Genomic DNA, 26120 nt, shown 5'->3' on the forward strand with positions numbered 1-26120 from the left:
AGACAGTCTTGGCCTGGAATCTGCCGGTATATTCGTCGAATGGCCGTGAATCTTGATTCGACCGACTGGTCCATCCTGGGCGAGTTGCAGCGCGACGGTCGTGTTCCCCTCACCGAGCTGGCCCGCCGGGTGAGCCTGAGCGCTTCGGCGGTCACCGATCGGGTCAGGCGGCTGGAGACGGAGGGCGTGATCACCGGCTATCGGGCGGAGGTGGATCTGGCGGCGGTCGGTTTCGCCGTGCTCGCCATGGTGCGCCTCAAATACCCCGGCAGCCGGCACGAGCCTCTGCACCGGCTGCTGGAGGAACGCTCGGAGATCCTGGAGTGTCTGCGCACCACCGGCGAGGACTGCTACACGCTGAAGGTGGCCGCGACGTCCATGCGGCATCTGGAACGGATCGTCGACGAGTTGGCCGGGTTCGGCAGCACCACGACCAACATCGTCTACAGCCAGACGCTGCCCTACCGCGGTCCCCAGGCCTCCTGCGGTTAGGCGCCGGACGTGGGTGAGGCGTCCACGGTGGTTCTCGCGGCCGGGCTCACGCTCACCGCGTTGGAAGTCTTCCTACGGGCCAGCGCACCGAGCGCGAGCAGCAGCAACCCGGCCGAGGCCCACGCGGCCCAGTCGCCCAGGGCGGTGTAGAGGGTGGCCGAGCCCTCCCGGGGCAGGGTGGCCGTGACCATGGCCATGCCCGTTCTGTCGCTGTAGCGCTCGGTCACGATCCGGCCGCGGTCGTCGCTGACCGTCAGCCATCCCTGGCGTGCGGCACGGGCCACCGCCAGGCCGTTCTCCACGCCGCGCACCACCGCCATGCGGCTGTGCAGCCACGCGTCCTCGTCGAAGTCCCAGGCGGGCGCGAGCAGGGCGGCGACGCCGGCCTTGCCGTACCCCCTGACCAGGCCGGGGAAGTCGAGGTCCTTGCAGATGATGAGGCCGAGCCGGCCACCGTCGAGGAAGGCCAAGCCGGTGCCGGGCCGGAACTCGCGTTCCACGCCGGGAATCATGTGGTGCTTGTCGTAGCGCACGCCGGAGGGATAGCTCACCGCGCTGTTGGTCTCCATGGCGATTCCCGCGACCACCTCCGCACCCGGGCGGGCGAACGGCAGGTCGGCGGTCGTGAAGACCTTCTCGGGCAGCACCACGATCTCCGCGCCGCCGGCCACCGCGGTGTCGACGGCCTCGCCGTACCGGCGGACCGGATCCTCGGGGTCGTCCGTCGCGACCAGCGCGACCTTCCGGCCTCCGGTGTCGGCGGGCGTCGCGAGCCGTACGAAACCGTGGCCGAGCGTGAGCGCGACCAGCACGGCCGAGACCACCGCCGCGCGTGGCCGCAGGACCGCGATCGAGGCGGGCACGAACAGCAGGAGGAAGGTGATGCCCCAGACCCCGGTGACCGAGGCCGTCTGCAGCACGGGCAGGAAGTCGGCCTGCGTGTACGCCAGGCTCCACCAGGCCCCGTGCGGTCCGGCGAGGTCCATGGCGTACTCGGTGGTGACCCAGACGGCCGGTACGGCTGCCGCCGCCAGGAGCGGTCTGCCGCGCACGAGCAGGGTGCGAAAGAGCAGCACGCCCAGGCCGTAGCAGAGCGCGGGGCCGATGATGAGGGCGGCGGCCAGCGCGGGCGGCATCTCGAGGGTCCGGGTGAAGTACGGCCACATCTGCGCCTGGCCGGCGAGCCAGACGAGGGCCCCGGCGGCGAAGGCCGTACCCCCGCCCGCCCGGCGAGCCAGGAACAGGACGGGCAGCGGCGCGAGCCAGGTGAGCCACCAGACGGGGTGGAGGCCGGTGCCGAAATGCATCAGGACGGCGGAGGTGAGGGTGAGGAGAATGCGTTCCATGCCGACGAGCATGTGTTTCCCCGCCCTGCCGGCGCGTCAGTCGCCGGTGCGATCTCCGTTGTCACTCTCACCGGCGACCACCAGCCCGGACTCGTAGGCCAGGACCACGGCCTGGACCCGGTCCCGCAGGTCCAGCTTGGTGAGCATGCGGCTGACGTGTGTCTTGACCGTGTGCTCGGTGACCACGAGTGCGGCGGCGATCTCCGCGTTCGACAGGCCGCGCGCGACCAGCTTCAACGTCTCGCGCTCGCGTTCGGTCAGTGCGCCCAGTCTGGCCGCCAGCAGGGGGGCGACACCGTGGGCGGGCCTGCGCACCAGGTCCTCGAGCAGTCTCCGGGTCGCCGCCGGGGCGAGCAGGGCCTCGCCCGAGGCGACGGTGCGGACGGCGTGGGCGAGCTCGTCCCGCCGGATGTCCTTCAGCAGGAAACCGCTCGCTCCCGCCCGGACCGCGTCGTAGACGTACTCGTCGAGGTCGAACATGGTCAGCACGAGCACCTTGGCGGCGGTGGTGGCGCAGATCTCCCTGGTCGCCTCGATGCCGTTCTTGCCCGGCATGTGCACGTCCATCAGGACCACGTCCGGCTGGAGCCGCCTGGCCTCGGCGATCGCCTCTCCGCCGTCGGAGGCCTCGCCGACCACCTCCATGTCCGGCTGCGCGTTCAGGATCAGCCCGAACCCCGCGCGGAAGAGGTCCTGATCGTCGGCGATGAGCACCCGTAACATGCGGGCTATTGAAGCGGAAATTCGGCCTTCACCATGAATCCCCCGTTTCGTCCGGCCCCGGTGGTGAGCGTCCCACCGCAGGCCGCCGCCCGTTCCCGCATCCCGGCCAGCCCGTACCCGCCGCTCTCACCCGGCCCCCGGCCGTCGTCGGCGATCTCCACCGTCAGGTTCTCCCGCCAGGTCAGCGTGAGGCGTACGGCACGCGTACCGGCGTGCTTGCGCACGTTGGTCAGCGCCTCCTGAACGATGCGGTAGACGGCGGCCTCGACACTTTCCGCGACCGGGCGCGGGATGCCGACCGTCGTGCTCACCACATCGAGGCCGCTGCGCTCGAGCAGCGCGGGGAGGTTCGCCAGACGGGGCTGAAACAGCGATTCACCGGCATGGCCCGACGTCGGTGCGACGCCTTCGCTCGGGGTCCGCAGCGCGGCGAGCACCCCGCGAAGCTCGGCCAGCGCGCTCCTTCCCGTGCCGGCGATCGCGTCGAAAATCACCTCGGCCTTGTCCGGGTCGCTGCGCACCACCACCGGCCCGGCTTCAGCCTGAACCACCATCAGCCCGACGGAATGGGTGACGATGTCATGCATGTCGCGTGCGATCCGGGTGCGCTCCTCGGCCGCCGCCGCGATGTGCTCCTGCTCCCGCCGCCGCGCCCGCTCGGCCAATTCGGCGGTTCGCGAGCGGCTCGCCCGGACACTGGTGCCCAGCGCGTAGGCGGCCACGAAGGCGGTTCCCACCAGCCGGAAGGTCTCGTCGTTCTCCCCCGGCAGCACCAGCGAGGAACCCACGGCCGCCACGATCACCGGAATCGCCGCCAGCCTCTTCCACGTGGGGCTCAGATCGGCGATCGTGTAGACGGCCAGCAGCGGCCCGAAGGGCAGGAACGGCTTCTCCCACGTCACCATCACCGACATCGCCGCCCCGACCACCACCGCCACCGCCATCGGCGCCCGCCTGCGCCACCACACCGGCAGCGACGCCGACAGCCCCAGCCCGATGATCCACCACGGTTTGGGATCGGGCAGGACAAGCGGCCCGACCGTGGCCAGGACCACGCCTACCGCAAGGGCCCCGTCAACCGCCCGCCCGACCCGGCCCGCTGCAAGCATCCGCTCATTATCAGGATTTATCAGCCCACTGTCCTCACTCTCCAGAGTGATGCTCCCTGGCGCTCTCTGCTTGTGCGTCAGGGCGGGCGCGCGGTCGCCGGAGGCGACGTCGGCCTCGGCTCGTACCGGGCGGTGGCGACCCGGTACGGCATGCTCGCCTGCCGCTGCCAGGTCGCCATCACCGTCGCCGCGTCGACGGCCGCCTTGCCTTTACAGAGGCCCTAGTCGTCCAGGCTTCCCATGGTCAGGTTGACGGTGGTCCCCGTCATCCCGCTCGCCTTGTCGGACGCCATGAGGACCGCCATGTCCGCCACCTCGTCGAGCCTCATGACCCGTCGCGGGTGGGTCGTGCCTGCGAGGTACCCTCCGAACTGTTCCCAGGTCATCCCCGCCGACGCCTTGGCCTCGAAGGCCTCCCTCATCGTGCTCGTCTCCGGCATGCCGTGGGGTCGCAGACCGACCACGCGGATGCCCTGAGGCGCGAGTTCGGCGGACAGATCTCGAGTGAGCGCCTCCTTGGCGGCCTGCGCCGGGCCGTAGCCTCCGTTCAATCGGGAGCCTATCCGTGCGGGGAGCGCGGTGACGGTCATGATCACTCCCGATCCGTTGGGAATCATCTGCCGCGCGGCCGCGCGGGCCGTCAGGAAGTACGACGTCGTGTAGGTCGTGATCGGCAGGGAGAACCGCCCGGCGTCCATCTCGGCCAGCGGGGCACCCAGAATCTCCATGTCCGGGACCCCGATCGCGTTGAACGAGATGTCGACGCGGCCCGACTGATCGATCACGGACCGCAGATGCCTGTCCACAGCCTGCTCGTCGAGAGCGTCGACCTCGGCCGCATCGGCGGATCCTCCGGCGGAAACGATGTCCTTGGCGACGACTTCGACGGGTGCCAGGGAACGTCCGGTGACAAAGACCCTCGCTCCCTCGGCCGCGAAGGCGCGTGCGACTGCGCCGCCGATCGCGCCTCCGGCTCCGTAGATCACCGCGACCTTGTCCTTCAGCATCATCTCTGGTTCCTCTCTGTGCCCGGGTGGTCACGGGTGCCCACCTCATGGGTGAAAGACCGGCCGCTGAACCCATCCGACGTACGGATCGTCAGAGCCGTCGACGATGCAGACACCGCGACATCGGGAAACTGGGCGCCCGCCGACCGCCCAGTTCGCCTCTCGGCCGGTGTCTCTACAGGATGGGAAATGCCACAGACGCGGGAAGAAGGCGATGAGGGTGGCGACAGCCGACCTGATCTCAAGGGCGCGGGCCGGAGACGGCGACGCGTTCCGAGAGCTGACCGAGCCGCACCGCCGGGAGCTACAGGTGCACTGCTACCGGATGCTCGGCTCCTTCCAGGACGCGGAGGACGCCCTGCAGGACACGCTGCTGACCGCCTGGCGAGGTCTCGCCGGGTTTCAGGGACGCGCCTCACTGCGCACCTGGCTCTACCGGATCGCCACCAACCGGTGCCTCAACGCGCGCCGCTCGGCCGGCCGACGACCCGCCAAGGAGTGGAACGTCCCAGGGGTCGAACCGCCGGAGCCGACCCGGCTCGGCGAGGTCGTGTGGCTCGAGCCGTTCCCCGACGCCCTCCTCGAAGGCGCGTTCGATGTGCCACCCGGCCCCGAGGCCCGCTACGAACAGACCGAATCCATCTCCCTGGCCTTCGTGACCGCACTGCAGGTCCTGCCGCCTCGCCAGCTCGCCGTCCTCATCTTGCGCGACGTCCTCGGGTTCCACGCCGACGAGGTGGCCGAGATGCTCGACTCGACGGTCGAATCGGTCACCAGCGCCCTCAAACGGGCCCGCGCGGGCCTGCAGCGCCGCCGGTCGCCGGCCGCCGATCGCGAACCGTCTCCCGCCTCCGGCTCACTCTCCGAGGACGCGATCGTGGCGAAGTTCGTCAGCGCGTACGAGTCCGCCGATCTCGACGCGCTGGTGGCCCTTCTGACCGGCGACGTCTTCATGTCGATGCCGCCGATGCCCCTCGAATACGAGGGACGAGACCTCGTGGCCCGCTTCTGCGCCGGCATCTTCGGCACGGACCGCAGGTTCGACCTCGTGCCGACGCGAGCCAACGGGCAGCCGGCGTTCGGGGCCTACCTGCGCGCTCCCACCGGCATCCGCCACGGGACCGGCCTGTTCGTCCTCACCCTCGCCGGCGACCGGATCTGCGCCATGACCCGCTTCGAGAACAGCGTGCTCCCATGGTTCGGGCTACCGCGATCGCTCCCGAGCCGATAGACCGGTTCCGGGCAGTGAGGGGATCGGTTGAAATGCGGCTCAGCCGTCTGGGCGCGGCACGTTTGACGACATGACAGGCTGAGTCCGTGGACGAGTCGAGGTCGCAGCTGAAAGTTCTCCAGGTGACTGGGGCCGGCGACGGGCGGTGCCGCCGCCCGGTCGTCGGCTCGCGAGTGAAGGGACGCCACGGATGAGCGAGCAGCGGATCTGCTCGGCGAAGGGCTGCGGGGCGGCGGCATCGTATGCCGTGGTCTGGAACAACCCCAAGATTCACTCGCCGGAGCGGGAGAAGATCTGGATGGCCTGTGAGGAGCACCGCCAGTCGCTCGCCGACTTCCTGGACGCGCGCGGGTTTCTGCGCCGGGTGGAGAACCTGTAGGCGCCGGCTCCGGTGAAGCGTGGCCGACCCGACCACGGTGATCGGAGCATCCGCACGGCTCAGACCCGCGCGGTCGTTGGTCGGACGAGCGGAAAGCGCCCGTGACCAGTCGTAAGATGGCCGAAGATCAGGATATTGGAGACATCGAAGGGCCGAACATGATCTTCATCACCGCCAAGTTCCGGATCAAGCCCGAGTATGCGGAGACGTGGCCGGAAATCACGCGGGAGTTCACCGAGGCCACCCGCGGTGAGCCCGGCTGCCTGTGGTTCGAATGGTCGCGCAGCCTGGACGACTCGACCGAGTACGTGCTCGTCGAGGCGTTCCGGGACGGCGACGCCGGCGCCGCGCACGTCCAGTCCGATCACTTCGCGACCGCGCAGCGGACTCTGCCCCCGCACCTGGTCGAGACGCCGCGGATCGTCAACGCCGTCTTGGAGCAGGACGACTGGTCCTTGCTCGGCGAGATGGCCGTTCAGGGCTGACGGAACTGGACCTGGAGACACCGGGAACCACACGTCATGCGCACGATTCGCCTCGTGTCAATGGATCAGACGCTTCGTGGTTTTCATCTGAACCTGCGTTGAGGATCCGGACACGAAGGCTTCGATCGCCCTGCGAACCTCTTCGGAACGGGCCTTGAGGGGCTCGCCGATCTCCGCGTGATGCATGTCCGCAGCGAGATCCATCGCGGCTTCGGCGAGTCGGATCACGTCAGGCTCGTCGGCGATCAGCCGTATGCGATAAACGGCATGCCATGCGGAGGCCTTGAGCCGGAGGGACTCCGCTTTCGCCGCTTGATATTCGAGTTCGTGCCCCTCGCGCCCTCGTAAGGTGGCGCGGTCGTACTGCGCACCGCGGAACTCGAGCACGGCACCGGCGAAGCCGCTGTATATGACCATCCTCTCCTCACGCAACCGGGTGGCGAGAGTGAATCGCTCGGCCCTGTCGGTCGTCCTCCGCTGGAAGACGAACGTGAGAAGGGAACCCAGCAGGGTGCCAGTGACCGCGAGGAGGGCGGTGAGAACGGCTTCCACGCTCATTAGTCGATCACAGGTGGCCGTTTCCCGTTGTTCGCATCTACCGCCGGAGCCGGAGAGAACGGCGTCGGTGTGGCGGGGCATGGGCCTGGACGTACGGGTTGGTGGGGCCAGACCCACTTCAGAGCTGATCGAGGAGGTGCCGGGCTCTGTGCGGTGCACAGTGGAAACACCAAGCCGTACCGGCCGGATCGGCGCATCGCAGGAAGCGTGGGTGCCGCGGTCGGAGGTGTGAAGTGAGAAGGAATGATCATGCGACAGTCGGTGTCGTGGGTGGCGAGCGCCTGCGTCGGGTTCGTGCGAGCGTGCGTTGTGGTGGCCGTCGCCATGCTGGTCCCGGCCGTGTGGGCCGCCGCGGTGGCGCTGGCGATCTGGTGGGGAAACCCGTGGACGTGGATAGCGCCGTTCATATGGGCGTGTATCGGCACGCTCGTCCTGTCCCGACCGGTGTGCCGGATGTTCCGCCTCCTCGTCGCGAAGTGGACGGCCACCGTCATTCCCGCCGGATACCGGGAGGCCGGGCCGGTGGTGCGCATGTCCACCGGGTACTGGTGGAACGGGTACTCCTACGAGCGCACCCGCCGGGACGCCCTCCAGGACCAGCGGATGCGAACCCGGTGGCGCGATCCCGCCACATGGCGTGACCTGCGTTTCACGGGGATCGCACCGATCACCGCGGGGGTGGTCGCGTCCATCCCGCTCGCCGGAGTCGCGGCGGCGGTCTTCGGGTTCTCCCAGTCGTCGCTCACCATGCGCCTCATCGGGTTGCTCGGCTTGGTCGTGGCGATCGCCGGCGCACCGTATGCCTGGCGGGCCGTCGAGCCGGTGGCCGTCCGCTTCCTGCGCGCGTCGCCGGCGATGATGCTGGCGGACCGGGTGGATGAGCTGACGGCTCAGCGCGCGGACACAACGGTCGCGCAGGCCGCCGAGATCCGCCGGATCGAGCGGGACCTGCACGACGGAGCGCAGGCACGCCTGGTCGCGCTGGGGCTCTCCTTGGCGACTGTGGAGAAGCTGATGGAGACCAACCCTGACCAGGCCAAGGCGCTGCTGCGGGAAGCGCGAGTCGGCGCCACCACGTCACTGACCGAGCTCCGCGAACTGGTCAAGGGAATCAACCCGCCGGTGCTGAGCGAGCGAGGGCTCATCGATGCCGTTCGCGCTCTCGCTTTGGACAGCCCGCTCGAAGCGGCTGTCAGCGCCGACGTTCAGCTACACCTGGATCCGCCGATCGAGTCCGCCGTGTACTTCGGAGTCGCCGAACTGCTGACCAACGCGGTCAAGCACGCCCATGCGACCCGGGCGCGGATCTCCATCGCCCGGGACGACACCGACGTCGTCGTCGATGTCGAGGACGACGGCCGGGGCGGGGCCAGTGCGCGAGCCGGCGGTGGGCTCGCTGGGCTACGCCGCCGCCTCGCGGTCTTCGACGGCACCCTGGAGATCACCAGCCCGGCGGGTGGTCCGACCCGTGTGAGGATGGCGGTGCCATGCGAATCGTTGTAGCCGAAGACCTCTACCTCCTGCGTGACGGGATGGTCCGTCTCATCGAGGCGTACGGACACGAGGTGGTGGGGACGGCGACCACCGGACCCGAGACGCTCGACGCGCTGCTGAGGTGGCGGCCGGACGTTTCCATCGTCGATGTCCGGATGCCGCCGACCCAGTCGGATGAGGGTCTGCGCGCGGCTCTCGCCGCCCGCCGCGAACTGCCCGGACTGCCGATCTTGATTCTTTCTCAGCACGTCGAACAGTTGTACGCCCGCGAACTCTTGGCCGACGGCGCCGGCGGCATCGGCTATCTCCTCAAAGAGAGCGTGTTCGACGCCGATCAGTTCATCGATGCCCTGGAGCGCGTCGCCGATGGCGGGACCGCCATGGACCCGGCCGTCATCGCCAAATTGTTGTCCAGCGGATCTTCGAACAGGCGGCTCGCCCGGCTCACCGAACGCGAGCACTCCGTGCTCAGCCTCATGGCGGAGGGATTGTCCAATCAGGCCGTCGGCCAGCGGCTGTTTCTCAGCCAGAGCGCCATCAGCAAGTACACAACCACGATTTTCGGCAAGCTCGGCATCACCGATGACGACAGCAACAACCGCCGCGTCCTCGCCGTCCTCACCTACCTCAACGAGCCCTGACGTCAGGTCGTGGCCTCTTGAGCCGTCAGGAAAGGAGCAACTCGTACTCGACCTGCTCGATCGGGTTGCCGTCACCGAAGTCGTGGCCGCGGACCACGCCTGACTCCGTGAAGCCGCTCTTGGCGTAGAAGCGGCGGGACTGAGGCGTGTCACGGAGCGTCCACAGATGGACCCGCTTGACGCCGTCGTCGTGCATCCTTCGCAGGGAAGCGGTCATCAGAGCGCCCGCGACACCGGTTCCCCAGCCGTCCGGGTGACCGTAGAACCCGAAGATCTCCGCCGACTCCGGTCGCGCCGGTGACGAGCCGAAGTAGGAGAAGGCCAGCGGTCGCCCGTCCAGCGCGGCCAGCATGGCCGTGCCCGAGCCCTCGGCGAGCATCGCGTGCCATTTGCCGCGCCGCTGCCGGACCGCTTCGGCGAAGAACTCCGGAGAGAAGAAGCCGGCATAGGCGACCTTCCACGACTCCGCGTGGATCTCGCCCACCACATCCCCGTCGTCAGAAGAAGCCGGGAACACGGTGAAATCTCTGATCACAGGACCACAGTACTGGGCGCCGACTACTGCTGCCTTATAGATGCAGTTGCGCATGCTATGTAGCTGCGGTTGCTCGTAGGCCGGGGGAACCTCGAGGTGCTGTGCTGCCGGCCCGTTCATGGCTGCGAGGGGCTACGGGGCCTGTACGACGCCGGCGATGACCGCGGTCACCATCCTGAGGACGGCTCCGGCCTCCGGCGGGGAGCCCTTCCGGTCGGCGAACAGCAGGTGCCCGGTCCCGATCAGCATGGGAGCGAGCATGTCGGCGTCGGCGTCCGCCGCGATGCGGCCCAGTTCGCGCTCCGCGGTGAGGTAGGAGGCGATCATGACCGCGGCCTCCGTCAGGACCGGGACGCCCGCAGGCCACGTCTCGCGCAGGCGGGCGCGCAGTTCATCTCGGAAGGTGACGAGGGCGACGATCGCGACGGCGACGGACTCGAACAGGGCTGTCAGCGCGTCGGTGAGGTTGCCGGCGACGGTGCCGGTCCCGGCGGCGTCACGCAGGGCGGCGGCCTGGGGGGCCATCCGGTCGATGCGGTCGAGCACGAACTCGGCGAGGAAGGCGTCGAAGTCCTCGAAGTGCCGGTGCATGACCCCCTTGGCGCAGTTCGCCTCCGTGGTGACCGCCCGGCTGGTCAGCCCGCTCGGCCCGTCCCGGAACAGGACGCGCTCGGCGGCGTCGAACAGTTGCTCGCGCACGTCCCTGATGGCCACCCCTGTCGGCACCGCGCATCCCTCCGTCTCTCGATCCGTCCCCACCCGGTTGACGAGTGGGCGCTTGCCCATTCATAGTGGGCGCATGCCCACTCTACCGCCGGATCGAGCGCCTTTCGCCGAGCCCGAGCCTCATCGACACCGACAGATGGCGGAGTCGTTCGGTTCGGACGCCGAACGCTACGACCGGACCCGGCCCCGCTATCCCGACGCCATGGTGAACCGGATCATCGCCGCCGGACCGGGCCCCGACGTCCTCGACGTCGGGTGCGGGACCGGCATCGAAGCCCGGCAGTTCCAAGCAGCCGGCTGCAAGGTGCTGGGGGTCGACGTCGACGCGCGCATGGCGGAATTCGCGCGGCGCAGCGGGGTCGAGGTCGAGGTGGCGACGTTCGAAGCCTGGGACCCCGCCGACCGGGACTTCGACGCGGTCATCGCCGGGCAGGCCTGGCACTGGGTGGATGCGGCCGCCGGAGCGGCGAAGGCGGCGCAGGTGCTGCGGCCCGGCGGCCGGCTGGCGGTGTTCTGGAACGTCGGTCAGCCCCCGCCCGAAGTGTCGGAAGCCTTCGCCGCGGTCTATGACCAGGTGGTGCCCGATGCGCTGACCGCGCGGGCCTACCGCCAGAAGATGTCCGCCCTGGAGGGATACTCGGTGCTGTTCACCAAGGCGGTCGACGGGATACGGCAGGCGGGCGTGTTCGGCGATCCGGAGCAGTGGCGATTCGACTGGGAGCAGTCCTATACCCGGGACGAGTGGCTGGATCTGCTGCCCACCCAGGGCGACCACAGCCGGTTCTCGCCGGCTGAGCTGGAGGAACTGCTGGCGGGCATCGGAGCCGCCGTCGACGCGATGGGTGGCGGCTTCACGATGCGTTACACCGCGGTGGTGGTCACCGCGGCGCGGACCGAGGCCCGGCTCGGCGTCGGCTCATAGGGGACGGACGCGGACATCCTGGAGGGCGCTCCGCACGAAGGCCTGGTCGCCTGCGGCGGCCAGGAGGAAGCCGTCACGGCACGTGCTCCCTGCGATGGGATGGCGTGAGTCGAGGACGACGCTGCCCGCCCGTCCGCAGTCGGGGATCGGAGCCAGCACCAGCATCTGGCGGCTCAGGCCGCCGAACCAGAGTTGCGGCCCGACGAGCATGCCCTCGCGGATCTCACCGGGTCGCGAGAGCCGTACCGGGCCGTCGGCCGACAGGGTGAGGAAACCGTCGGGGGTGAGCCTGCCGTGCATGTTCTCCGCCCAGGCCACCCGTTGTTCGAAGGTCAGCCCGGCACGCTCGTCCTGCAGGGCGATCCGCCAGTCGCCGAAGGTGAAGAGCAGGACCGAACCGGCGCCGTCCACCCCGAGCGGTCCCGGCCACACTGTGACGTTGTCGGTGAGACGGCGAATCATCGGCCGTCCGGCGGCGGTCTCGGCCTCGCCGTACAGCGGGGCGGTGAGGGTGCGGAACTCGTCCATCTCCCCGTTGCCGGCAAGAGTGCCGCTCACGTACGGCCGTGCCCCCAGCGACGCCAGGTTCAGGTCGGCGGGGTAGGTGAGCTCCGCCCGCGACCCGTCGGGGAACGTGACCCGCATCGTCCTGGTGTCGCCCGGCCCGTTCGCCTCTGGATAGGCGGCGTTGGGTGTCACGCCGATCGCGTTGCGCATGGGTGTAGGGGTGACGGCCGGGATGGGGCGGCTCGTGTCCCGGTTGGCGAGTATCCCGATGAGCGGCACGGCCACGAGAGCGACCAGCACTACGAATCCCACCCAGCTGGGCCTGCGCGTGCCCTGCTCGACGATATCGACGTCGCCGGTGGCCATCGGCCTTCCTTCGTCGTACGGCTGTCGCACCAAGTTCAGACCAATGGCTGCCTTCTGCGCAAGCCCAGGCTAGGCGGCGAGGGGGAGGCGCAGGACGAAGCGGGCGCCGGTGGTGTTGTCGGCGGCGTACAGGTCACCGCCGTAGCCATGGGCGATATCACGGGCGATGGGCAGGCCGAGCCCGGAGCCGCCGGGGTCCAGGAGGTAGGCGTCGTCCAGGCGGCACAGCCGTTCGAAGACTCTTTCGCGGTCGGCCGGGCGTATGCCGGGTCCGTCGTCGATGACTTCCAGGACCGCGTCCGGCGGGTCGGCGGTGACGATGATGTCGATGGCGGTCCTGGTGTGCCGTTCGGCGTTGGCGAGCAGATTGTTCAGGAGCCGGACCAGCCGGATCCGGGAGGCGCGCACCACCACCTGCTGATCGAGCCGGACGAGGACGGTGGTGGTCAGAGGGCGGCGTTCCAGTTCGTCCAGCACGAGATCGGCCAGGTCGACCGGTTCGGTGGGCGTCGCGGTGTCCAGGCGTGCGAGTTCGAGCAGATCGGCGACGATGTCATTGAGCCGTACGGCGTCCAGCAGCAGTTTGCGCAGTATCTGGTGCAGGCCGACGTCTGGTTCTGAAATCGCGACCTCAAGCTCGGTCAGGAGCCCGGTGATCGGGTTACGAAGATCGTGGGAGGCGTCGAAGACGAATCGCCGCTGCCGTTCGATGACCTCCTGCAGCGCCGACGTGGTCTGGCGCTGTTCCCTGTCCGCCCGCGTGAGCCGTTCGTTGAGGTCCTGGAGTTCGCGGGCGCGAACATACACGTCGGTTCTCATCGCCTCCAGTTCCGCTCTTCTTCCCGAGACGCCGCGTTCGCCGAACCGCCTCAACTGCAGGAGGAAGCCTGTCACCTCCTCGGTTCGGTGAACGATCAGCTGCACTTCACCGTCAGGGCCCAGGACGGGAGTGTTGATCGTGCTCCAGTACCGCTCCTCGAACACCCCCGGTCTGCCGCTCACCTCGATGTCGTACCGCTGCAGCGCCATGGTCTCCCGCTGTCCGGTGGCCAGCACCCGTTCCAACGAGGCACGCAGACCCTCCGGGCCCTCCTCGCCGGGATCGTTGGGAGCGTTCGGGTTGGGGGGGAAGACGGTGAAGAAGCAACGGCCGTACAAGTCCGCCGGGCTCCGCTTGGTCACCTTGAGGTAGGAGTCATTGGCCGCCACCATGGTGAAGTCCGGCGTCAGCACCAGCAACGGGGCCGCGAGCGCCTTGAACACCGCCCGGTAGTCGACCTCTGAATCCGTCACCGCGCCTCACCTCAACCCCTATACGTCCAAAGTTAGGCGACGAGAAAGGGCCACAGGTCATCGGCCCGTCTGTCCTCCCTGCTGGACTCGCAGGCAGGTCGACCTCCTAGCCGCACCAGGCTGATCTGGGATGAAGCGCATCCCGTCCCGGAATCGCTCGAGCCCCGGCAGCGCCGGAGCTTTCCGATATTGCCTTTTTGACTGATATGCGCTGTGTGTCGACGTTTGAACCTCCATCGACTGTCGATCTTTCCGGCGCCGTCGAAACCGGCTGCCTGGCAAGCCGCACGCTATGTGTCCTTGAGGAGGTCTGGGCATTCTTCGGCGACGATGCAGGCCAGTTCGACGCGGGATGCGATGTCGAGTTTGCTGAACATCCGGCGAAGGTGGGTGGACACGGTGTGGGGCGACAAGAACATCCGCGCCGCGGCCTGACGGTTGGTCATCCCTCTGGCGATCAGCACGGCCACCGCGCGTTCCGTATCGGTGAGGCTGTCCCATCCGAAGGCCGGCCGCTGGAGTTGGGCCCAGTGACGCCGCCGGACGCCCAGTGCCCTGAGCCGGGCTCGCACGCGGGCCGCGTCCCGGAGCGCACCGATGTGCTCGTAACCGTCGAGCGCCTGATCCAGGCTGGCGATGGCCTGCTCACGTGCGGAGGCGCCGGGTGTGGTGGACAGGAGGACGCCGAGGTCCTCCGCGCCCGAGGCGCGTGCCCACGGTTCGGGCTGATCGGCGGCGGCGGAGGCCAACGCGCCGGGGTCCCTGTAGAGAATGCCGCGGGCATGGGCGGCCGTGGTGGCGAGGGCGGGGAAGTCGGGGTTGCTCTGGGCCAGGTATTCGACCGTGTCGACGATGGTCTGCGCATACGGGCGGTTCGCCGTGGCCAGCGCCAGCCGGGTCATCCAGGCGGCCGTGAGGGGTGTCGTGAGGAGCGCCCAGCACCGCTCCTCCTTGTCGGTGTAGATGGCGTGGAGTATGTCGACTGCCCGGTCGGGATCGCCTTGGGCCTCGACCACCGCCGCCATCACCCACCTTTCCCACACCGACCCGAACAACATTCCGGGCGCGGCGTCTATGGAGTGGTAACGCTCGATGTGCCGGACCGCGGCGTCGATGTCACCGCGCCGCATGGCGATGAGAGCGAGCATGGACACCCCGACCCGGATGAACCCGTGGGTGCCCAGCTCATCAGCGATCATCAGCCCGGCCTGGGCCTCGGCGGCGGCATCGTCGAGTCGACCGGCGGCCAGCTTCACAACGGAGCGGAACAGGGCAGGTTGTGCGGCGAGCACGGTCAGCCCGCAGGCTTTGATCTCCTCCTCGGCGGCCTGGATGGCGATGTCGGACTCCTCGAACTGGCGCATGGCCCTCCAGTTGAGGCTCAGCAGCAGGCGCGTGTACGGGCGCTGGATGGCCTCAACGGTGCCGCTGTTCGCGATCTGCAGGGCTTCGTGCAGGTGCGCGAACGAGTCGGCGACCCGCCCGTCGGCCACGGCGAATCGGGCGAGCAGGAGGAGAGCTCCGACGACGGCGGCATCGGTGTGTCGCTCGCGCTCGGCGAGAACCGACTCGGCCCGCAGACGCCCCTTCCCGAAGTCATTCAGGCAGATCAGCCCCCAGCACACGGTCCATTCGGCGATGCCGCGAAGGTCATCGGGGACGTCGTGCTGGGTGAGCAGGCTTTCGGCCTCCGCTACCGCGTCTGCCGGTCGGCCGCTCAGCAGCAGGATGTACGCCAGGGCGCATCGCAGGTGGGGGGCCTGGGCGGGCGGTGCCTTGCTGAGTGCGCCACGGGCGAGATCGGCCGCTTCCGGCAGCCGGCCGATGGCCGTCAGCGCGTCGGCCGCCGTGGCGGCACGACCGACCCAGTCAGGGTCAGCGGGGTCGCTGAGTTCGAGCGCCCGCAGGGCGAGGTCGGCGGCGGTCTGGGGTGAGGAGCGCAGGACCTCGCGCGCGGCTTGGCCGAGTCCGCGTAGCGCGGACTCGTCACCGCGACCGGCGCTGTGAATGAGGTGCGCCGCGGCGGGAACAGCCGATCCGCCGCGTTTGAGCAGCATCTCTCCCGCGTCGCGATGCAGGGCCTGCCGTACGGGGGTGGGGATGGTCCCCACCACCGCCTGCCACAGCAGGTCGTGGCGGAAGGTCAGCTGGTCTCCGGCGGGTTCGACGATGCCCGCCGACATCGCCTCCTCCACCATGGGCAACAGACCGATGGTCGATTCGCCGAGTATCTCGGCCAGATCCTTCACCGAGAACGAGCGGCCCAGGACCGCGGCGACCTGGAGCAGATGCCTGGTCCGTTCGGACAGTTCGTTCAGGCGTTCTTGCGTGACGACCTGAGCTCTCGGCAGCCGCGCGGAATCCATCCCCACGTGACCATCGGCGATGTGGAACACGCCCTCGCCTTTGAGCTTCTCAAGGAGATCGACGAGCAGGAAGGGATTGCCGTCCGCTATGCCGGCCAAGGCCAGCACGTCCGGCTCGGGCGCCGCGCCGAGGACATCGGTGACGACGTCCGCGACCGCTCGCTCGTCCAGCGCCTCCAGCGTGATCCGGATCGCGCCATCACGTTCCAGCACGTCGAACAGACGGTTGAGGCGGGGACAGTCGCCGCTGCCGGTCGTACGGGTCAGCATCCAGACGAGCGGATAGGAGGCGAGATCTCTGGTCATCGACCGCAGCGCCACCAAGGTCATCGGGTCGGCCCACTGCACGTCATCCAGCGCGAGAAGCATCGGGCCCTGGGCCACCCGCTGCTCCAGCGGTCCCAGCAGTCGCTCCACCAGCAGCAACCGCTGATCGGCCGGACCTGCGAGGGCCAGGCAGTCGTCGGCGGGAAGCGTGCGGCCCGATGGCTCGAGGGCCGATATCAGCGGGGCCAGCGGTATCAGCTGGGTCAGTTCGTCCGCCGCGCCCTGGGCGACCCCGAACCCCGCCGTCGCCGCCGCGGCGACGGCCATGCCCAGCAGACGACTCTTTCCGGCGCCCGACCGGCCCTCGACCAGTACGATCCCACCCCGGCCGACCTTGGCCGCCTGCAGCAAACCGACGACAAGCTTCCACTCCCGGGCGCGGCCACGCCAACCAAGCCGCGATGATCCACAAAAACCGGGCTCACCAGCAGCTTCATGGTCATTATGGGACGAACCGCCCATAAATCAATGAACTACCCAGGTGTCAGCGGTGTCAAGTATGCGGGTGGCGGAGATTCACGGGCTTCTCCGCCCCTATGTCGGCGTTTTCGCCAGGAAAGCCGTCGTCCGCCCGGGAATGCGAGCTCTCGCCCCGGCTTTTCTCTTCCTCGCGCTCAATCATGCGACATCGTTCCGGGGACGAACCTCCGATCGCGGATGTCCGTCAAGTCTGGATCAAGCCCGCCCCAACGGGGCGTCAGATCGGTGGCCGAACGCCGGTGGCACAAAGGGGCAACCACGCATGAATATGCGATACACGGCCTTTCGCCGCAGGTCAGGCTCGTACCGTTCGCTCGTCTCGGTGAAGTGACACGGAAGGATCCCCTCGGCTGAGGCGCGAAAGGGAGCGGCAGAGGTGGTGACCCCCGACCTGCTCAGAACCTGGCATCCCCCTCGAATTCCGTTCGAAAAGGATGGCGACGTTGGATCTGCACGACAACTGGCTGATACTCATGTGGCCCCTGGTCGCCCTGCTCACGTGGGTGGCGATCGCCACGGGCCTCGCGCATCTGCTGACTGGCAGATCACGGGATCGGAGGGTCGATCTCACACCCCGTGAGATGACGCACTCCGGGCAGTTCGCGCCCGGCGAGGTCGATGCCGACGAGCACCGGCGTCACGGGGCGAAGGCTCCGCCTACGAGGTCACCGATGCGGGTCATCCGATGCAGGCCGGGGTCGATCCGGGGGCAGGTCACCCTGCTGACCACCGCTGTGGCCGTCCTCACCCTCCTCACCCTCCTTGTCACGGGGGTGGGGATGTACGCGACGGACCAAACACGCGCCGCCCGATGGTCGAACGTGGCCGCGCCCGCCGTCAGTGAGGTGCACTCCGAAACGGCACCCGAGCGGTTGCACTCGCGGGGCGCCGACGCCGGCCGGACCCGAACCGTGGAGATGGGCCGTTACGGGGTCGCCGCGCCTGCCGCAGAGTCCGGCAGACAGTCGATGCGGGAGTTCCTGTCACCCGGATCTCTCCATCTGATCTTGATGATCGAGGCCGTCGAGCTGATCGCCTTGGCCGCGTGGGCCACCTGGAGGGCGACCAGTCGCGTGTTGCGCCCCGTGGACATGGTCCGCGCCGAACTGGCCGTGATGGACGTCAGCGACCTGCGCACCCGCGTTTCCGAACCGGACGGCGCGCGTGAGGTCGCCAGTCTGTGCCGGACGATCAACGATGTCCTGCAGCGGCTGCAGGAGGCCAACGAAGAGCTCCAGGATTTCGCGCGATCCCAGGGGCAGTTCGCCTCAGACGTATCCCAAGAGCTGCGCAATTCCATCGCCGGGCTGCGCGTGCAGTTGGAGGTGGCGCGACAGGATTTCTCCGGGGTTCGGCTGCCCGACCTGGTCGCGACGATGTCGGGCCGGGTGGAGCGGCTCCAGGCGATCATCGACGACTTGTTGTTCCTGGCTCGTGTGGGGGCCTGTCCGGTCGCCGAGCGGCGGCAGCTGGATCTCGCGACGCTCGTCCGGACCGAGATCTCTCGACGGTCGCACGAGTGCCCGGTACGGCTCCGGCTCGCACCCGACAGCACCGTCAACGCCGTGCCCACCCAGATCAGCCGGCTGCTCGTCAACTTGCTGGACAACGCCCAACGGCATTGCACGCACCAGGTGAGCGTCGACGTGCACGTCGCCCACGCCGCCGTCGAGCTCGCCGTCAGTGACGACGGGCCGGGCATAGCGCTCGCCGACAGGGAACGTGTGTTTCACCGTCTCACCCGGCTGGACGACGCGCGCCGGCTCGACCGCGACGGCACCGGCCTCGGCCTCGCCATCGCCCGGGACATCGCCCATGCGCATGGTGGGACGCTCAGCGTCGAGGAAAGCGCCGGCGGCGGCGCGCGTTTCGTCCTCCGGCTGCCCCGCGCCCTTCCACGTGGACGGGGGCCGTCGTGAGGCTCGAAAACTGCTCGATCAGAGGCCGCCTGGCGCTGTTCACCGGGGTGGTGGTGGGGTTGCTCTGCATCCTTTTCTCCACTGTCCTGCTGCTCACCATCAACAAGGCGGCCACCCGCAACCTCACCAAAGAGGTGACCGCGGTGGGGGAGCTGACCGCCTACTACGTTGATCGGGGGAAACTCATCAATCCGCTTCCCCCCATCCCGCAGAACCTGATCCGCCCTGTCCAGGTGGTCGATCCTCAGGGGAAGGTGGTCGCGGCGACCAGAGATCTGCAGCACCAACCGGCGATGGCGCACTTCACACCGAAGCCCCCTCACCGGGTGGCCAGCGCCGTCGTCTGCCATTCCATCTTCACCGAGGGCCGCTGCCACATCGTGGTCGCACAGCAGGTGTTCCACAACGGCGACTGGACCGTCTACAGCGCCGCACCGACCATCCCGTTCTACATTTATCCAGGCGTGATGGCCCTCTTGATCGCAGGAACGGTCATCTTCACGATCGCGGTGGCCTACGGGGCGCGGCACACCGTCACCCGATCGCTCAAACCCGTGGACGCCATCCGGGCGCAACTCGACCACATCCAGAGCACCGACCTCGGCCGCCGGGTCCCGGTCCCCACGGCCAAAGACGAGATCCACCGGCTGGCCCGCAGCGTCAACCAGACACTGGACCGGTTGGAGGACGTGCTGGAGCAGCAGCGACGATTCTGCTCCGACGCCTCCCACGAACTGCGCACCCCGATCACCGCCATTCGCGCCCAGATGGAGGACGCCCGCCTGGCGCCGGACGACATCGACCTGGCCAAGCTGTGCGACGCCGTGCTTCCCAGCGTGGAGCGGCTCCAGTCGATCGCATCCGGCCTGCTGAAGCTGACGCGACTGGACGCCGGCGTACCGCTTGAGCGGCAGACCATGGACCTGGCCGAGCTCGTCGCCGCAGAGCTGAAGAACCACCGACTGAACAAGAAGGTCGTCCGGCATCTGGCGACGGGCGTGACCGTCAGCGGTGATCGAGTGCGGCTGAGCCAGTTGATCGGCAATCTGGTCCAGAACGCGCAGCGCCATGCCGCCTCCACGATCACGATCACTGTACGGCGCGCGGACGGCGACCCGCGTTTCCCGGGGGAGACCGCGGAACTGGAGGTGCTCGACGACGGCGCGGGAGTCGCCGACGGCCAGCGGGAGATGGTGTTCCAGCCGTTCGCCCGGCTCGACACCGCCCGGAGCCGAAGTGCGGGAGGCGCAGGCCTCGGCCTCCCCATCGCCCGGCGGATCGCCGAGAGCCACGGCGGTACGCTCACCATCCAGGACAGCCCACACGGTGCACGTTTCGTCATCCGTCTGCCGCTGTCCCCCTAGAGCCCGGCGGGTCTCCGATCCCGTCGCGCGTCCCTGATCTCGATCCCGACCGAGTGGCGGCCGGCGCGTATGGTCGGCAGGGTGTCCGAGGTGTCATGATTCACGCACCCACAACCCGAGGAGTCCGGCAGTGTCAGCTGGTGAAGCGGCGCAGGCGGCGCCGGCGAGGCGATCGTTGCGGCCGTTGCTGTTCGGCGTGACGATCATCGCCGTCCTGGCGTTGCTGTTCGGTGTGCCGTGGTGGACGCTGGTCGTCGCCGACACGCGGTGGCCGACGGCCGTCGTCGTCGCCGGCACGATCGTGTTCGTCGGCGCGCTCGCCGCGTTCCCCGCGCTCATGTATCTCGGGCACGGTCGCCGCCGCCGGGACTGGGCGGCACGCGCCGGAGACACGATCCTCGGCGTGATCTGGGTGACGTTCGTCTGGGCGCTGCTCGGCAACGTGCTGCGGCTCGCACTCGTGGTCGCCGGTGTCGCGGACCCGGCCCGGTCCCGGGTCGTCGCCGCCGCGAGCGCCGTCGTGTCGCTCGTGCTGCTGCTCTGGGGGTACACCGAGGCGATGCGCGTGCCCCGCGTCCGGCGGGTGGACGTCACGATCTCCCGGTTGGGCACAGGCCTGGACGGCGTCCGGGTCGTCCTGCTGACCGACACGCACTACGGTCCGATCAACCGGGCCCGATGGTCGGCCGGGGTCGTCGCGGCCGTCAACGAACTCGATGCCGACATCGTGTGCCACACCGGAGACATCGCCGACGGTACGGTGTCGGAACGACGGGAGCAGGCCGCGCCGCTCGGCGACGTCCGTGCCCGGCTGGCCAGGACGTATGTGACCGGGAACCACGAGTACTTCGGCGAGGCACAGGGCTGGCTCGACCACATGCGGGAACTCGGCTGGGAGCCGCTCCACAATCGGCACATCGTGGTGGAGCGCGACGGCTCCCGACTCGTCGTCGCCGGCGTCGACGACGCGACCGCCGCGTCCTCGGGGCGCCCCGGCCACCATGCCGACCACGCTGCGGCGCTCTCGGAAGCCGACCCGGACCTTCCCGTACTGCTGCTCGCCCACCAGCCGAAGCAGATCGACGCGGCCATCGCGCACGGCGTCGATCTGCAGATCTCCGGGCACACCCACGGCGGCCAGATCTGGCCCTTCCATTTCCTCGTGCGCGTCGACCAGCCCACGGTCCAGGGCCTGAGCCGGCACGGGGACCGTACCCAGCTCTACACGAGCCGGGGCACCGGCTTCTGGGGACCGCCGTTCAGGGTCTTCGCGCCGAGCGAGATCACCGTGCTCACGCTCCACGCGGCGTAGATCGACAAGCGTCAGGCACCGCTTCGAAGCGACCACCGTCGTCAGGCACTTGGGTGGCCCGTGACCGCGCCTCTGAGGCCGGAGGGCCCGCGGCCACCGCGTGATCGATAAATGATCACGCGGTGGCCGTTTCTCCATGTGGCCCTGGTGTACGGCTCAGGCGTAGGGGTCGAACGGGATGCCGGACGGCTTGGCCTTCGCGAGCTCGCCCTCGAACCAGCCGTCCCTGAGTCCGAATTGGGCGCTGCCGAAATCGTGGTTGACCAGGAGGTCACGGAAGCCGGGCGGGTAATTGTCCCAGCCGATCAACGGCGGCCACTGCCACCATCCCTTGTGATTCTCCGGCTGTTCGCCGAAATTCGCGAAACGGAAACAGTGCGTGCTGACGCCGTCCTTGTGGTAGACGATCAGCGGGTGCTTTCCGGTTTCGTCCCAGGGAATGTCGTTCCTCGCGCGAGTCGAGTATTTGCCGTGCGCGGACGCGGAAACGTACATGCCCCACTCGCCCTGCACCCAGACCACGACGTGCTCCCAGTCGTGCCGGTGCCCGGCGCTACCGGGGCCCAGTGCCGCCTGGTCCTTCTCGAAGTAGAGCGCGTACATGTACGCGCACCAGCCGTTGTTGCACTTGACTCGCGAATAGGCGTTGGTGTTGTCGAGATCCCACGAGTCGCGGCAGTGGCCGTTCTCGGCCCCGCCCAGCGACAGGCCGGGAGCGATCGTCCCGTCGCGCCCGATCGCCGGAGTGGGGTAGCAGCCGTCGCCGTCGTAGTCGAAGCCCGGCTCGTAAATGCGGTCGGGCCACGGGGCCGCCCAGTCGAGGGCGGACGGCGGATCCGCGAAGGCCACGCCGGGGAAGACGACGAGCATCGCGATGGCGGCCACGAGGGCGCGGATGGAGAACGACAGCTTTCCGAACCGGCGCCGGCGCCGGTTCCTGACCGAAGGTGTGTTGTCCGCCGACTCCCCGGGAGACACCTGTCGCATCGAACCTCCTCATATTTCCTGGGAGATTGAAATGGCCATGGCCCCCGAGGGGTGCGACGTTCTGCACCTTGATCAAGGATCACGGTAGGATCTTGACACCCTGGAGTCAAGGTTGAAATAAGCCGGAGTTTAAGGACGCGTGAACCTTCGGCGTCGAGTGCGCCCATGCGGGGAGGCCGGGCGATGCGGGCGGCCGAGAGCCGGCTTCATCTGAGCGTTATTCCGGGAATCCGTGCGGCAGGACAGGAATGGTCATTCGCCGGCGTCCGCCGAAAGTCGAGGCAGGCGTGTATTCGTCAGATCCACGACGGGAAGAGCATGCGGGCATGCCAGGAGTCATACGGGATGTTCTCCGCGGTGAGCACCGGGTAGAGCCACCAGAAATCGACCAGCACCAGCAGCGTGAACGCGCCCACGGCGGCTGCCCCCAACGTCCGCCGGAACGGCGAGGCCTGCACGCGGCCGATGATGATTCCGGCCGCGAGGACGATCGCGAGAATCATGAACGGAACCATCGGCAGCGCATAGAACAGGAACATGGTCCGCTGATCGGAAACCGCGTAGTAGAACCACGGCAACCAGCCCACCGCGTAGGTGAGCAGAACCGCACCGGCGCGCCAGTCACGGGATGCGGTGTACCAGACGATCATGCCGGCGAGCGCGATTATCGCCGCATACCAGATGAGTGGCGTTCCGGTCCCCAGCACCGCCTGGGCGCAATTCGCGGAACCGCACCCCTTTTCCGACTCATAGAAATAGGGGACGGGCCGCAGCAGCAACGGCCAGCTCCACGGCTCCGACATGTAGGGATGGCTGGTCTTCAGCCCGGTGTGGAAACCCAGCACACTCGTCTGGTAACCCCACCACGACCGAAGCGAGTCGATGACGAAATAGACGGGGCCGGCCGATGTGGCCTGGTCCCAGTTGCGGCCGTAGCCTCTGTCCGAGGCGAACCAGCCTGTCCACGAAAGGAGATAGACGAGGCCGGGGACCACGCCCAGCATGACGGAGGCGCCTGGCAGGTGGCCCGGGAGCGTCCCGAAGTACGGCCTGCGGATCCCGGCTGCCTTGCGGGCTCCGGCGTCCCAGGCCAGCGACATGATCGCGAATCCGATGAGGAAGAAGACGCCGCTCCATTTGACGGCGCAGGCCGCGCCGAGGCACAGTCCCGCCCCGAGCCGCCACCACCGGACACCCAATGACGGGCCGTCCGCGGGTGACCCGCCGGACTCGTGCCAGTCCGCGATCCGCTCACGGTATCTGTCGCGGTCGACGACGAGGCAGGCGAACCCGGCCAGGATCCAGAACATCAGGAATACGTCGAGCAGAGCGAATCTGCTCGACGTGAATTCCAGGGCGTCCAGAGCGAGTAGGAATCCCGCGAGGCAACCGAGAAGCGTCGAACGCGTCATGCGGCGAGCCGTACGGGCCAGGATGAGAATGGAAAGCGACCCGACCAGCGCGGCCATGACGCGCCATCCGAAGGGCGTCATCCCGAAGAGGAATTCCCCCAGGCCGATCATCCATTTGCCCAGCGGCGGGTGGGCTATGTAGGAGGCGCACTCCGAAAGAGGCTGCGGAGGACAGCGCACGAAAACATCGGTGTTCCCCGCCAGGAGTCGGGTGTCGGCGATGGGATTCTCGGTCGTGCCCAGCGTCGACTGTTCTACGCCGAACCGGATGAGCGCGTACGCGTCCTTGGCGTAGAAAGTCTCGTCGAAGACGACTGCCTTGGGCTCTCCGAGACGGAAGAATCGCAGATAGGCGCCGAAAGCAGTGACGAGTAACGGCCCGAGCCAGCCCCACAGGGCGGGCCCTCGCATCTCCGGAACCAGCCGGCCACGCACTGTGAGATCGCGGTCACCTGTGTCGGCGGCATTGCGTTGCCGCTGCTCAGGCGGCAGGGGCGGGGAATCTCTCAATGCCACGCGGCCATCGTAGTGGGGCCGATCTCCATGCTGAGAGTTCGCATCTCGCGCGGGCGACCGACCGGCCGGCTCAGCTCGATGCGAGCCGGCTACGCGACCGACCGGCTGGATCGGCTCGACGCGAGCCGACTACGCGAACCGCCAGCCGTAGCGGCGGTGCAGGACCGCGGCGACGCGGGCGAACCTCTCCCCGTCCAGGATGGCGCCCTCGCGGCGGATGTCGTCCTCGTCGAGTTCGAAGATCCGGTCCAGCCGCAGGTAGGAGTCCCGGCCCTCGCGATCCCACGTGCCCGAGCCGAGCTCCAGCGCCTCGTCCTCGTAGCCCCGGTCGGGCTCGCGACTGGTCAGCATCATGCCCAGCACCCGGCGTCCATGACGGCCGACGAGAAGCAGCGGCCGGTCCTTGCCCCGCGCCGGGTCCTCCTCGTACGGGACCCAGGCCCACACGATCTCGCCGGGGTCGGCCAGGCCGTCCAGGTCGGGGGAGTACTCCAGGGCCGCGGCCCGCTCCACGTCGTATACCTCTCGGACCGCGCCGTGAGCGGGGCGCGGATCCTCGCCGTGATCACGCATGCCCCGCAGCCTAACGGCACCCCGCGCCGAGGTTTTCCCGGGGCTTCCCCGTCCTCACTCCAGCCCCGCGCCGATCACGGACAGGAGCTGGAGCTTCTCGTAGCTCTCGCTTCCCGGGGTCGCGGTGTAGACGACCAGCATCTGGGACTGGTCGGGGTCGTGCAGTGTCTGGCAGTGCAACTCGAGCAGGCCGAGCTGCGGATGCAGCACCCGTTTGGGCGGGCAGTAGGAGCCGGTGACCGGGTGTTCGCGCCAGATCGCCGCGAATTCGGGGCTCTCGGCGAGCAGGGCGTCGACGATCGCGGCGGCGCGGGAGTCCGTGCCGTCGCGCGTGTACACGCGGTGCAGGTTCGCCGCGATCAGCCTGCTGTGGATCGGGTGGTCGTCCTCGGGATAGATCGACCGCGTAGCCGGATCGGTGAACCACCGATAGTGCAGGCTGCGCGCCGGTCCGGTGTGCGCGCTCTCGTCGCCGATCAGCGCCTTCGACAGCCGTGTCTGCGTCAGCGTCTCCCCGACATGGTTCACGACCTGGGCGGCGGCGTCCTCGAGCCCGTCGAAGATGCGCATCATGCCCGGCTCGATGTGATCCGTACGGGGGACGCGTCGCGGAGTGGCGTGGCCCGCGAGGCGGAACAGGTGATCGCGTTCCTCGAGGGACAGGCGCAGGCCGCGGGCGAGCGCGGCGAGCATCTGCTCCGACGGATGCGGCCCGCGCTGCTGTTCCAGCCTGCTGTAGTAGTCGGCCGACATGTCGGACAACACGGCGACCTCCTCGCGGCGCAGGCCGTCGGTACGTCGTCGCCGGCCCCGGGGGAGTCCCACGTCCTCGGGCTGCAGCGCCTGCCGGCGGGAGCGCAGGAAGTCGGCCAGTCGGGCCCGGTCCACGGCTCGGTCCTCCTCTGCGAGGTCTCAGATGACGGCACAGTCGCGCCGTTTACAACGAATGCGTGGTCAGGGATGTTTCCCCCGCAGTGCCCACCCGCAGTGCCCACCCGCAGTGCCCACCCGCAGTGCCCACCCGCAGTGCCCACCCGCAGTGCCCACCCG

24 protein-coding genes are annotated in these 26120 nt (G+C 68.6%); 10 read left to right on the forward strand and 14 right to left on the reverse strand.

Translation table 11 applies throughout. The features are described 5' to 3' along the window. Nucleotides 1-39 precede the first annotated feature (39 nt). Nucleotides 40-492, forward strand: a complete 453-nt coding sequence (locus Psi02_RS26180; protein WP_203978303.1) for an Lrp/AsnC family transcriptional regulator — start codon at nt 40-42, stop codon at nt 490-492. Here the strand turns inward: Psi02_RS26180 and Psi02_RS26185 are convergent. From Psi02_RS26185 to Psi02_RS26200, 4 genes are all read right to left on the reverse strand, one after another. Further along, nucleotides 489-1838 (reverse strand): nitrilase-related carbon-nitrogen hydrolase, encoded by a 1350-nt coding sequence (locus Psi02_RS26185; protein ID WP_203978304.1) that lies wholly within the window; start codon nt 1836-1838, stop codon nt 489-491. The genes Psi02_RS26180 and Psi02_RS26185 overlap by 4 nt on opposite strands. A 36-nt stretch (nt 1839-1874) precedes the next feature. Beyond that, nucleotides 1875-2561: a response regulator gene (locus Psi02_RS26190; RefSeq protein ID WP_203978305.1), complete on the reverse strand. Its 687-nt coding sequence runs from the start codon at nt 2559-2561 to the stop codon at nt 1875-1877. Between the two features lie 5 nt (nt 2562-2566). Further along, nucleotides 2567-3670, reverse strand: coding sequence for a sensor histidine kinase (locus tag Psi02_RS26195; RefSeq protein WP_203978306.1), 1104 nt, complete (start codon nt 3668-3670; stop codon nt 2567-2569). Nucleotides 3671-3891: 221 nt separating this feature from the next. Further along, on the reverse strand, nt 3892-4680 hold the full coding sequence (locus Psi02_RS26200; protein WP_203978307.1) for an SDR family NAD(P)-dependent oxidoreductase: 789 nt from the start codon (nt 4678-4680) through the stop codon (nt 3892-3894). A 211-nt stretch (nt 4681-4891) separates the two neighbouring features. On the opposite strand from Psi02_RS26200, the gene Psi02_RS26205 reads away from it, so the two are divergent. The 3 genes from Psi02_RS26205 (at nt 4892) to Psi02_RS26215 (ending at nt 6772) form a co-directional block, all read left to right on the forward strand. Next, nucleotides 4892-5908: a sigma-70 family RNA polymerase sigma factor gene (locus Psi02_RS26205; protein WP_203978308.1), complete on the forward strand. Its 1017-nt coding sequence runs from the start codon at nt 4892-4894 to the stop codon at nt 5906-5908. Nucleotides 5909-6098: 190 nt separating this feature from the next. After that, nucleotides 6099-6287: a hypothetical protein gene (locus Psi02_RS26210; RefSeq protein ID WP_203978309.1), complete on the forward strand. Its 189-nt coding sequence runs from the start codon at nt 6099-6101 to the stop codon at nt 6285-6287. Nucleotides 6288-6445: 158 nt separating this feature from the next. Continuing rightward, entirely contained in the window at nt 6446-6772 is a 327-nt protein-coding gene (locus tag Psi02_RS26215; RefSeq protein ID WP_203978310.1) for a putative quinol monooxygenase, read from the forward strand. A 57-nt stretch (nt 6773-6829) separates the two neighbouring features. Here Psi02_RS26215 and kilB read toward each other — a convergent pair whose 3' ends face one another. Further along, nucleotides 6830-7411, reverse strand: coding sequence for a plasmid transfer protein KilB (gene kilB, locus Psi02_RS26220; protein ID WP_203978311.1), 582 nt, complete (start codon nt 7409-7411; stop codon nt 6830-6832). Nucleotides 7412-7579: 168 nt separating this feature from the next. Between kilB and Psi02_RS26225 the strand changes: the two genes are divergently transcribed. Both Psi02_RS26225 and Psi02_RS26230 read left to right on the forward strand, forming a co-directional pair. Then, a complete protein-coding gene (locus Psi02_RS26225) occupies nt 7580-8833 on the forward strand; it encodes a sensor histidine kinase (RefSeq protein WP_203978312.1) in 1254 nt (417 codons plus the stop codon). Beyond that, nucleotides 8818-9465, forward strand: coding sequence for a response regulator transcription factor (locus Psi02_RS26230; RefSeq protein ID WP_203978314.1), 648 nt, complete (start codon nt 8818-8820; stop codon nt 9463-9465). Before Psi02_RS26225 ends, Psi02_RS26230 begins: the two co-directional genes overlap by 16 nt. A gap of 25 nt (nt 9466-9490) precedes the next feature. On the opposite strand, the gene Psi02_RS26235 is transcribed toward Psi02_RS26230, so the two are convergent. Next, nucleotides 9491-10000, reverse strand: coding sequence for a GNAT family N-acetyltransferase (locus tag Psi02_RS26235; protein ID WP_239095165.1), 510 nt, complete (start codon nt 9998-10000; stop codon nt 9491-9493). A gap of 132 nt (nt 10001-10132) precedes the next feature. Further along, nucleotides 10133-10726 (reverse strand): TetR/AcrR family transcriptional regulator, encoded by a 594-nt coding sequence (locus Psi02_RS26240; protein WP_203978316.1) that lies wholly within the window; start codon nt 10724-10726, stop codon nt 10133-10135. Nucleotides 10727-10862: 136 nt separating this feature from the next. Between Psi02_RS26240 and Psi02_RS26245 the strand changes: the two genes are divergently transcribed. Continuing rightward, nucleotides 10863-11648 (forward strand): class I SAM-dependent methyltransferase, encoded by a 786-nt coding sequence (locus Psi02_RS26245; RefSeq protein ID WP_203978318.1) that lies wholly within the window; start codon nt 10863-10865, stop codon nt 11646-11648. Here Psi02_RS26245 and Psi02_RS26250 read toward each other — a convergent pair. From Psi02_RS26250 to Psi02_RS26260, 3 genes are all read right to left on the reverse strand, one after another. After that, nucleotides 11643-12521 carry a hypothetical protein gene (locus Psi02_RS26250; RefSeq protein WP_203978320.1) on the reverse strand — a complete coding sequence of 293 codons (879 nt, stop codon included), beginning with the start codon at nt 12519-12521 and terminating at the stop codon, nt 11643-11645. The two genes, Psi02_RS26245 and Psi02_RS26250, sit on opposite strands and share 6 nt — an antisense overlap. Before the next feature lie 69 nt (nt 12522-12590). After that, a complete protein-coding gene (locus Psi02_RS26255) occupies nt 12591-13814 on the reverse strand; it encodes a PAS domain-containing sensor histidine kinase (RefSeq protein WP_203978322.1) in 1224 nt (407 codons plus the stop codon). Between the two features lie 290 nt (nt 13815-14104). After that, nucleotides 14105-16969: a helix-turn-helix transcriptional regulator gene (locus Psi02_RS26260; protein WP_275415256.1), complete on the reverse strand. Its 2865-nt coding sequence runs from the start codon at nt 16967-16969 to the stop codon at nt 14105-14107. 461 nt (nt 16970-17430) lie between these two features. Here Psi02_RS26260 and Psi02_RS26265 point away from each other — a divergent pair, with 461 nt between their 5' ends. From Psi02_RS26265 to Psi02_RS26275, 3 genes are all read left to right on the forward strand, one after another. After that, nucleotides 17431-18906 (forward strand): sensor histidine kinase, encoded by a 1476-nt coding sequence (locus Psi02_RS26265; protein WP_203978327.1) that lies wholly within the window; start codon nt 17431-17433, stop codon nt 18904-18906. Beyond that, nucleotides 18903-20270, forward strand: coding sequence for a sensor histidine kinase (locus Psi02_RS26270; protein WP_203978330.1), 1368 nt, complete (start codon nt 18903-18905; stop codon nt 20268-20270). Before Psi02_RS26265 ends, Psi02_RS26270 begins: the two co-directional genes overlap by 4 nt. Nucleotides 20271-20400: 130 nt before the next feature. Further along, the gene (locus tag Psi02_RS26275; RefSeq protein WP_239095166.1) at nt 20401-21582 is read left to right on the forward strand and encodes a metallophosphoesterase; all 1182 of its coding nucleotides are present in this window, start codon (nt 20401-20403) and stop codon (nt 21580-21582) included. A 156-nt stretch (nt 21583-21738) separates the two neighbouring features. On the opposite strand, the gene Psi02_RS26280 is transcribed toward Psi02_RS26275, so the two are convergent. The 4 genes from Psi02_RS26280 to Psi02_RS26295 form a co-directional block, all read right to left on the reverse strand. Then, a complete protein-coding gene (locus tag Psi02_RS26280) occupies nt 21739-22569 on the reverse strand; it encodes an NPP1 family protein (RefSeq protein ID WP_203978331.1) in 831 nt (276 codons plus the stop codon). 296 nt (nt 22570-22865) lie between these two features. Further along, nucleotides 22866-24392, reverse strand: a complete 1527-nt coding sequence (locus Psi02_RS26285) for a dolichyl-phosphate-mannose--protein mannosyltransferase (protein ID WP_203978338.1) — start codon at nt 24390-24392, stop codon at nt 22866-22868. Nucleotides 24393-24626: 234 nt separating this feature from the next. After that, nucleotides 24627-25070, reverse strand: coding sequence for a type II toxin-antitoxin system PemK/MazF family toxin (locus tag Psi02_RS26290; protein WP_203978332.1), 444 nt, complete (start codon nt 25068-25070; stop codon nt 24627-24629). A 54-nt stretch (nt 25071-25124) separates the two neighbouring features. Next, a complete protein-coding gene (locus Psi02_RS26295) occupies nt 25125-25958 on the reverse strand; it encodes a helix-turn-helix transcriptional regulator (protein ID WP_203978333.1) in 834 nt (277 codons plus the stop codon). Between the last annotated feature and the right edge of the window lie 162 nt (nt 25959-26120).

It is taken from the genome of Planotetraspora silvatica, from assembly GCF_016863315.1.
Classification (GTDB): Bacteria; Actinomycetota; Actinomycetes; order Streptosporangiales; family Streptosporangiaceae; genus Planotetraspora; species Planotetraspora silvatica.

Excerpts from the sequence above, each read along its gene's own strand:
- Psi02_RS26180 (WP_203978303.1), top strand. The coding sequence starts at position 40 with ATGGCCGTGAATCTTGATTCGACCGACTGGTCCATCCTGGGCGAGTTG.
- Psi02_RS26185 (WP_203978304.1), bottom strand. The coding sequence starts at position 1,838 with ATGGAACGCATTCTCCTCACCCTCACCTCCGCCGTCCTGATGCATTTC.
- Psi02_RS26190 (WP_203978305.1), bottom strand. The coding sequence starts at position 2,561 with ATGTTACGGGTGCTCATCGCCGACGATCAGGACCTCTTCCGCGCGGGG.
- Psi02_RS26195 (WP_203978306.1), bottom strand. The coding sequence starts at position 3,670 with ATGCTTGCAGCGGGCCGGGTCGGGCGGGCGGTTGACGGGGCCCTTGCG.
- Psi02_RS26200 (WP_203978307.1), bottom strand. The coding sequence starts at position 4,680 with ATGATGCTGAAGGACAAGGTCGCGGTGATCTACGGAGCCGGAGGCGCG.
- Psi02_RS26205 (WP_203978308.1), top strand. The coding sequence starts at position 4,892 with ATGAGGGTGGCGACAGCCGACCTGATCTCAAGGGCGCGGGCCGGAGAC.
- Psi02_RS26210 (WP_203978309.1), top strand. The coding sequence starts at position 6,099 with ATGAGCGAGCAGCGGATCTGCTCGGCGAAGGGCTGCGGGGCGGCGGCA.
- Psi02_RS26215 (WP_203978310.1), top strand. The coding sequence starts at position 6,446 with ATGATCTTCATCACCGCCAAGTTCCGGATCAAGCCCGAGTATGCGGAG.
- kilB (WP_203978311.1), bottom strand. The coding sequence starts at position 7,411 with ATGCCCCGCCACACCGACGCCGTTCTCTCCGGCTCCGGCGGTAGATGC.
- Psi02_RS26225 (WP_203978312.1), top strand. The coding sequence starts at position 7,580 with ATGCGACAGTCGGTGTCGTGGGTGGCGAGCGCCTGCGTCGGGTTCGTG.
- Psi02_RS26230 (WP_203978314.1), top strand. The coding sequence starts at position 8,818 with ATGCGAATCGTTGTAGCCGAAGACCTCTACCTCCTGCGTGACGGGATG.
- Psi02_RS26245 (WP_203978318.1), top strand. The coding sequence starts at position 10,863 with ATGGCGGAGTCGTTCGGTTCGGACGCCGAACGCTACGACCGGACCCGG.
- Psi02_RS26250 (WP_203978320.1), bottom strand. The coding sequence starts at position 12,521 with ATGGCCACCGGCGACGTCGATATCGTCGAGCAGGGCACGCGCAGGCCC.
- Psi02_RS26260 (WP_275415256.1), bottom strand. The coding sequence starts at position 16,969 with ATGGGCGGTTCGTCCCATAATGACCATGAAGCTGCTGGTGAGCCCGGT.
- Psi02_RS26280 (WP_203978331.1), bottom strand. The coding sequence starts at position 22,569 with ATGCGACAGGTGTCTCCCGGGGAGTCGGCGGACAACACACCTTCGGTC.
- Psi02_RS26285 (WP_203978338.1), bottom strand. The coding sequence starts at position 24,392 with ATGCGAGGGCCCGCCCTGTGGGGCTGGCTCGGGCCGTTACTCGTCACT.
- Psi02_RS26290 (WP_203978332.1), bottom strand. The coding sequence starts at position 25,070 with ATGCGTGATCACGGCGAGGATCCGCGCCCCGCTCACGGCGCGGTCCGA.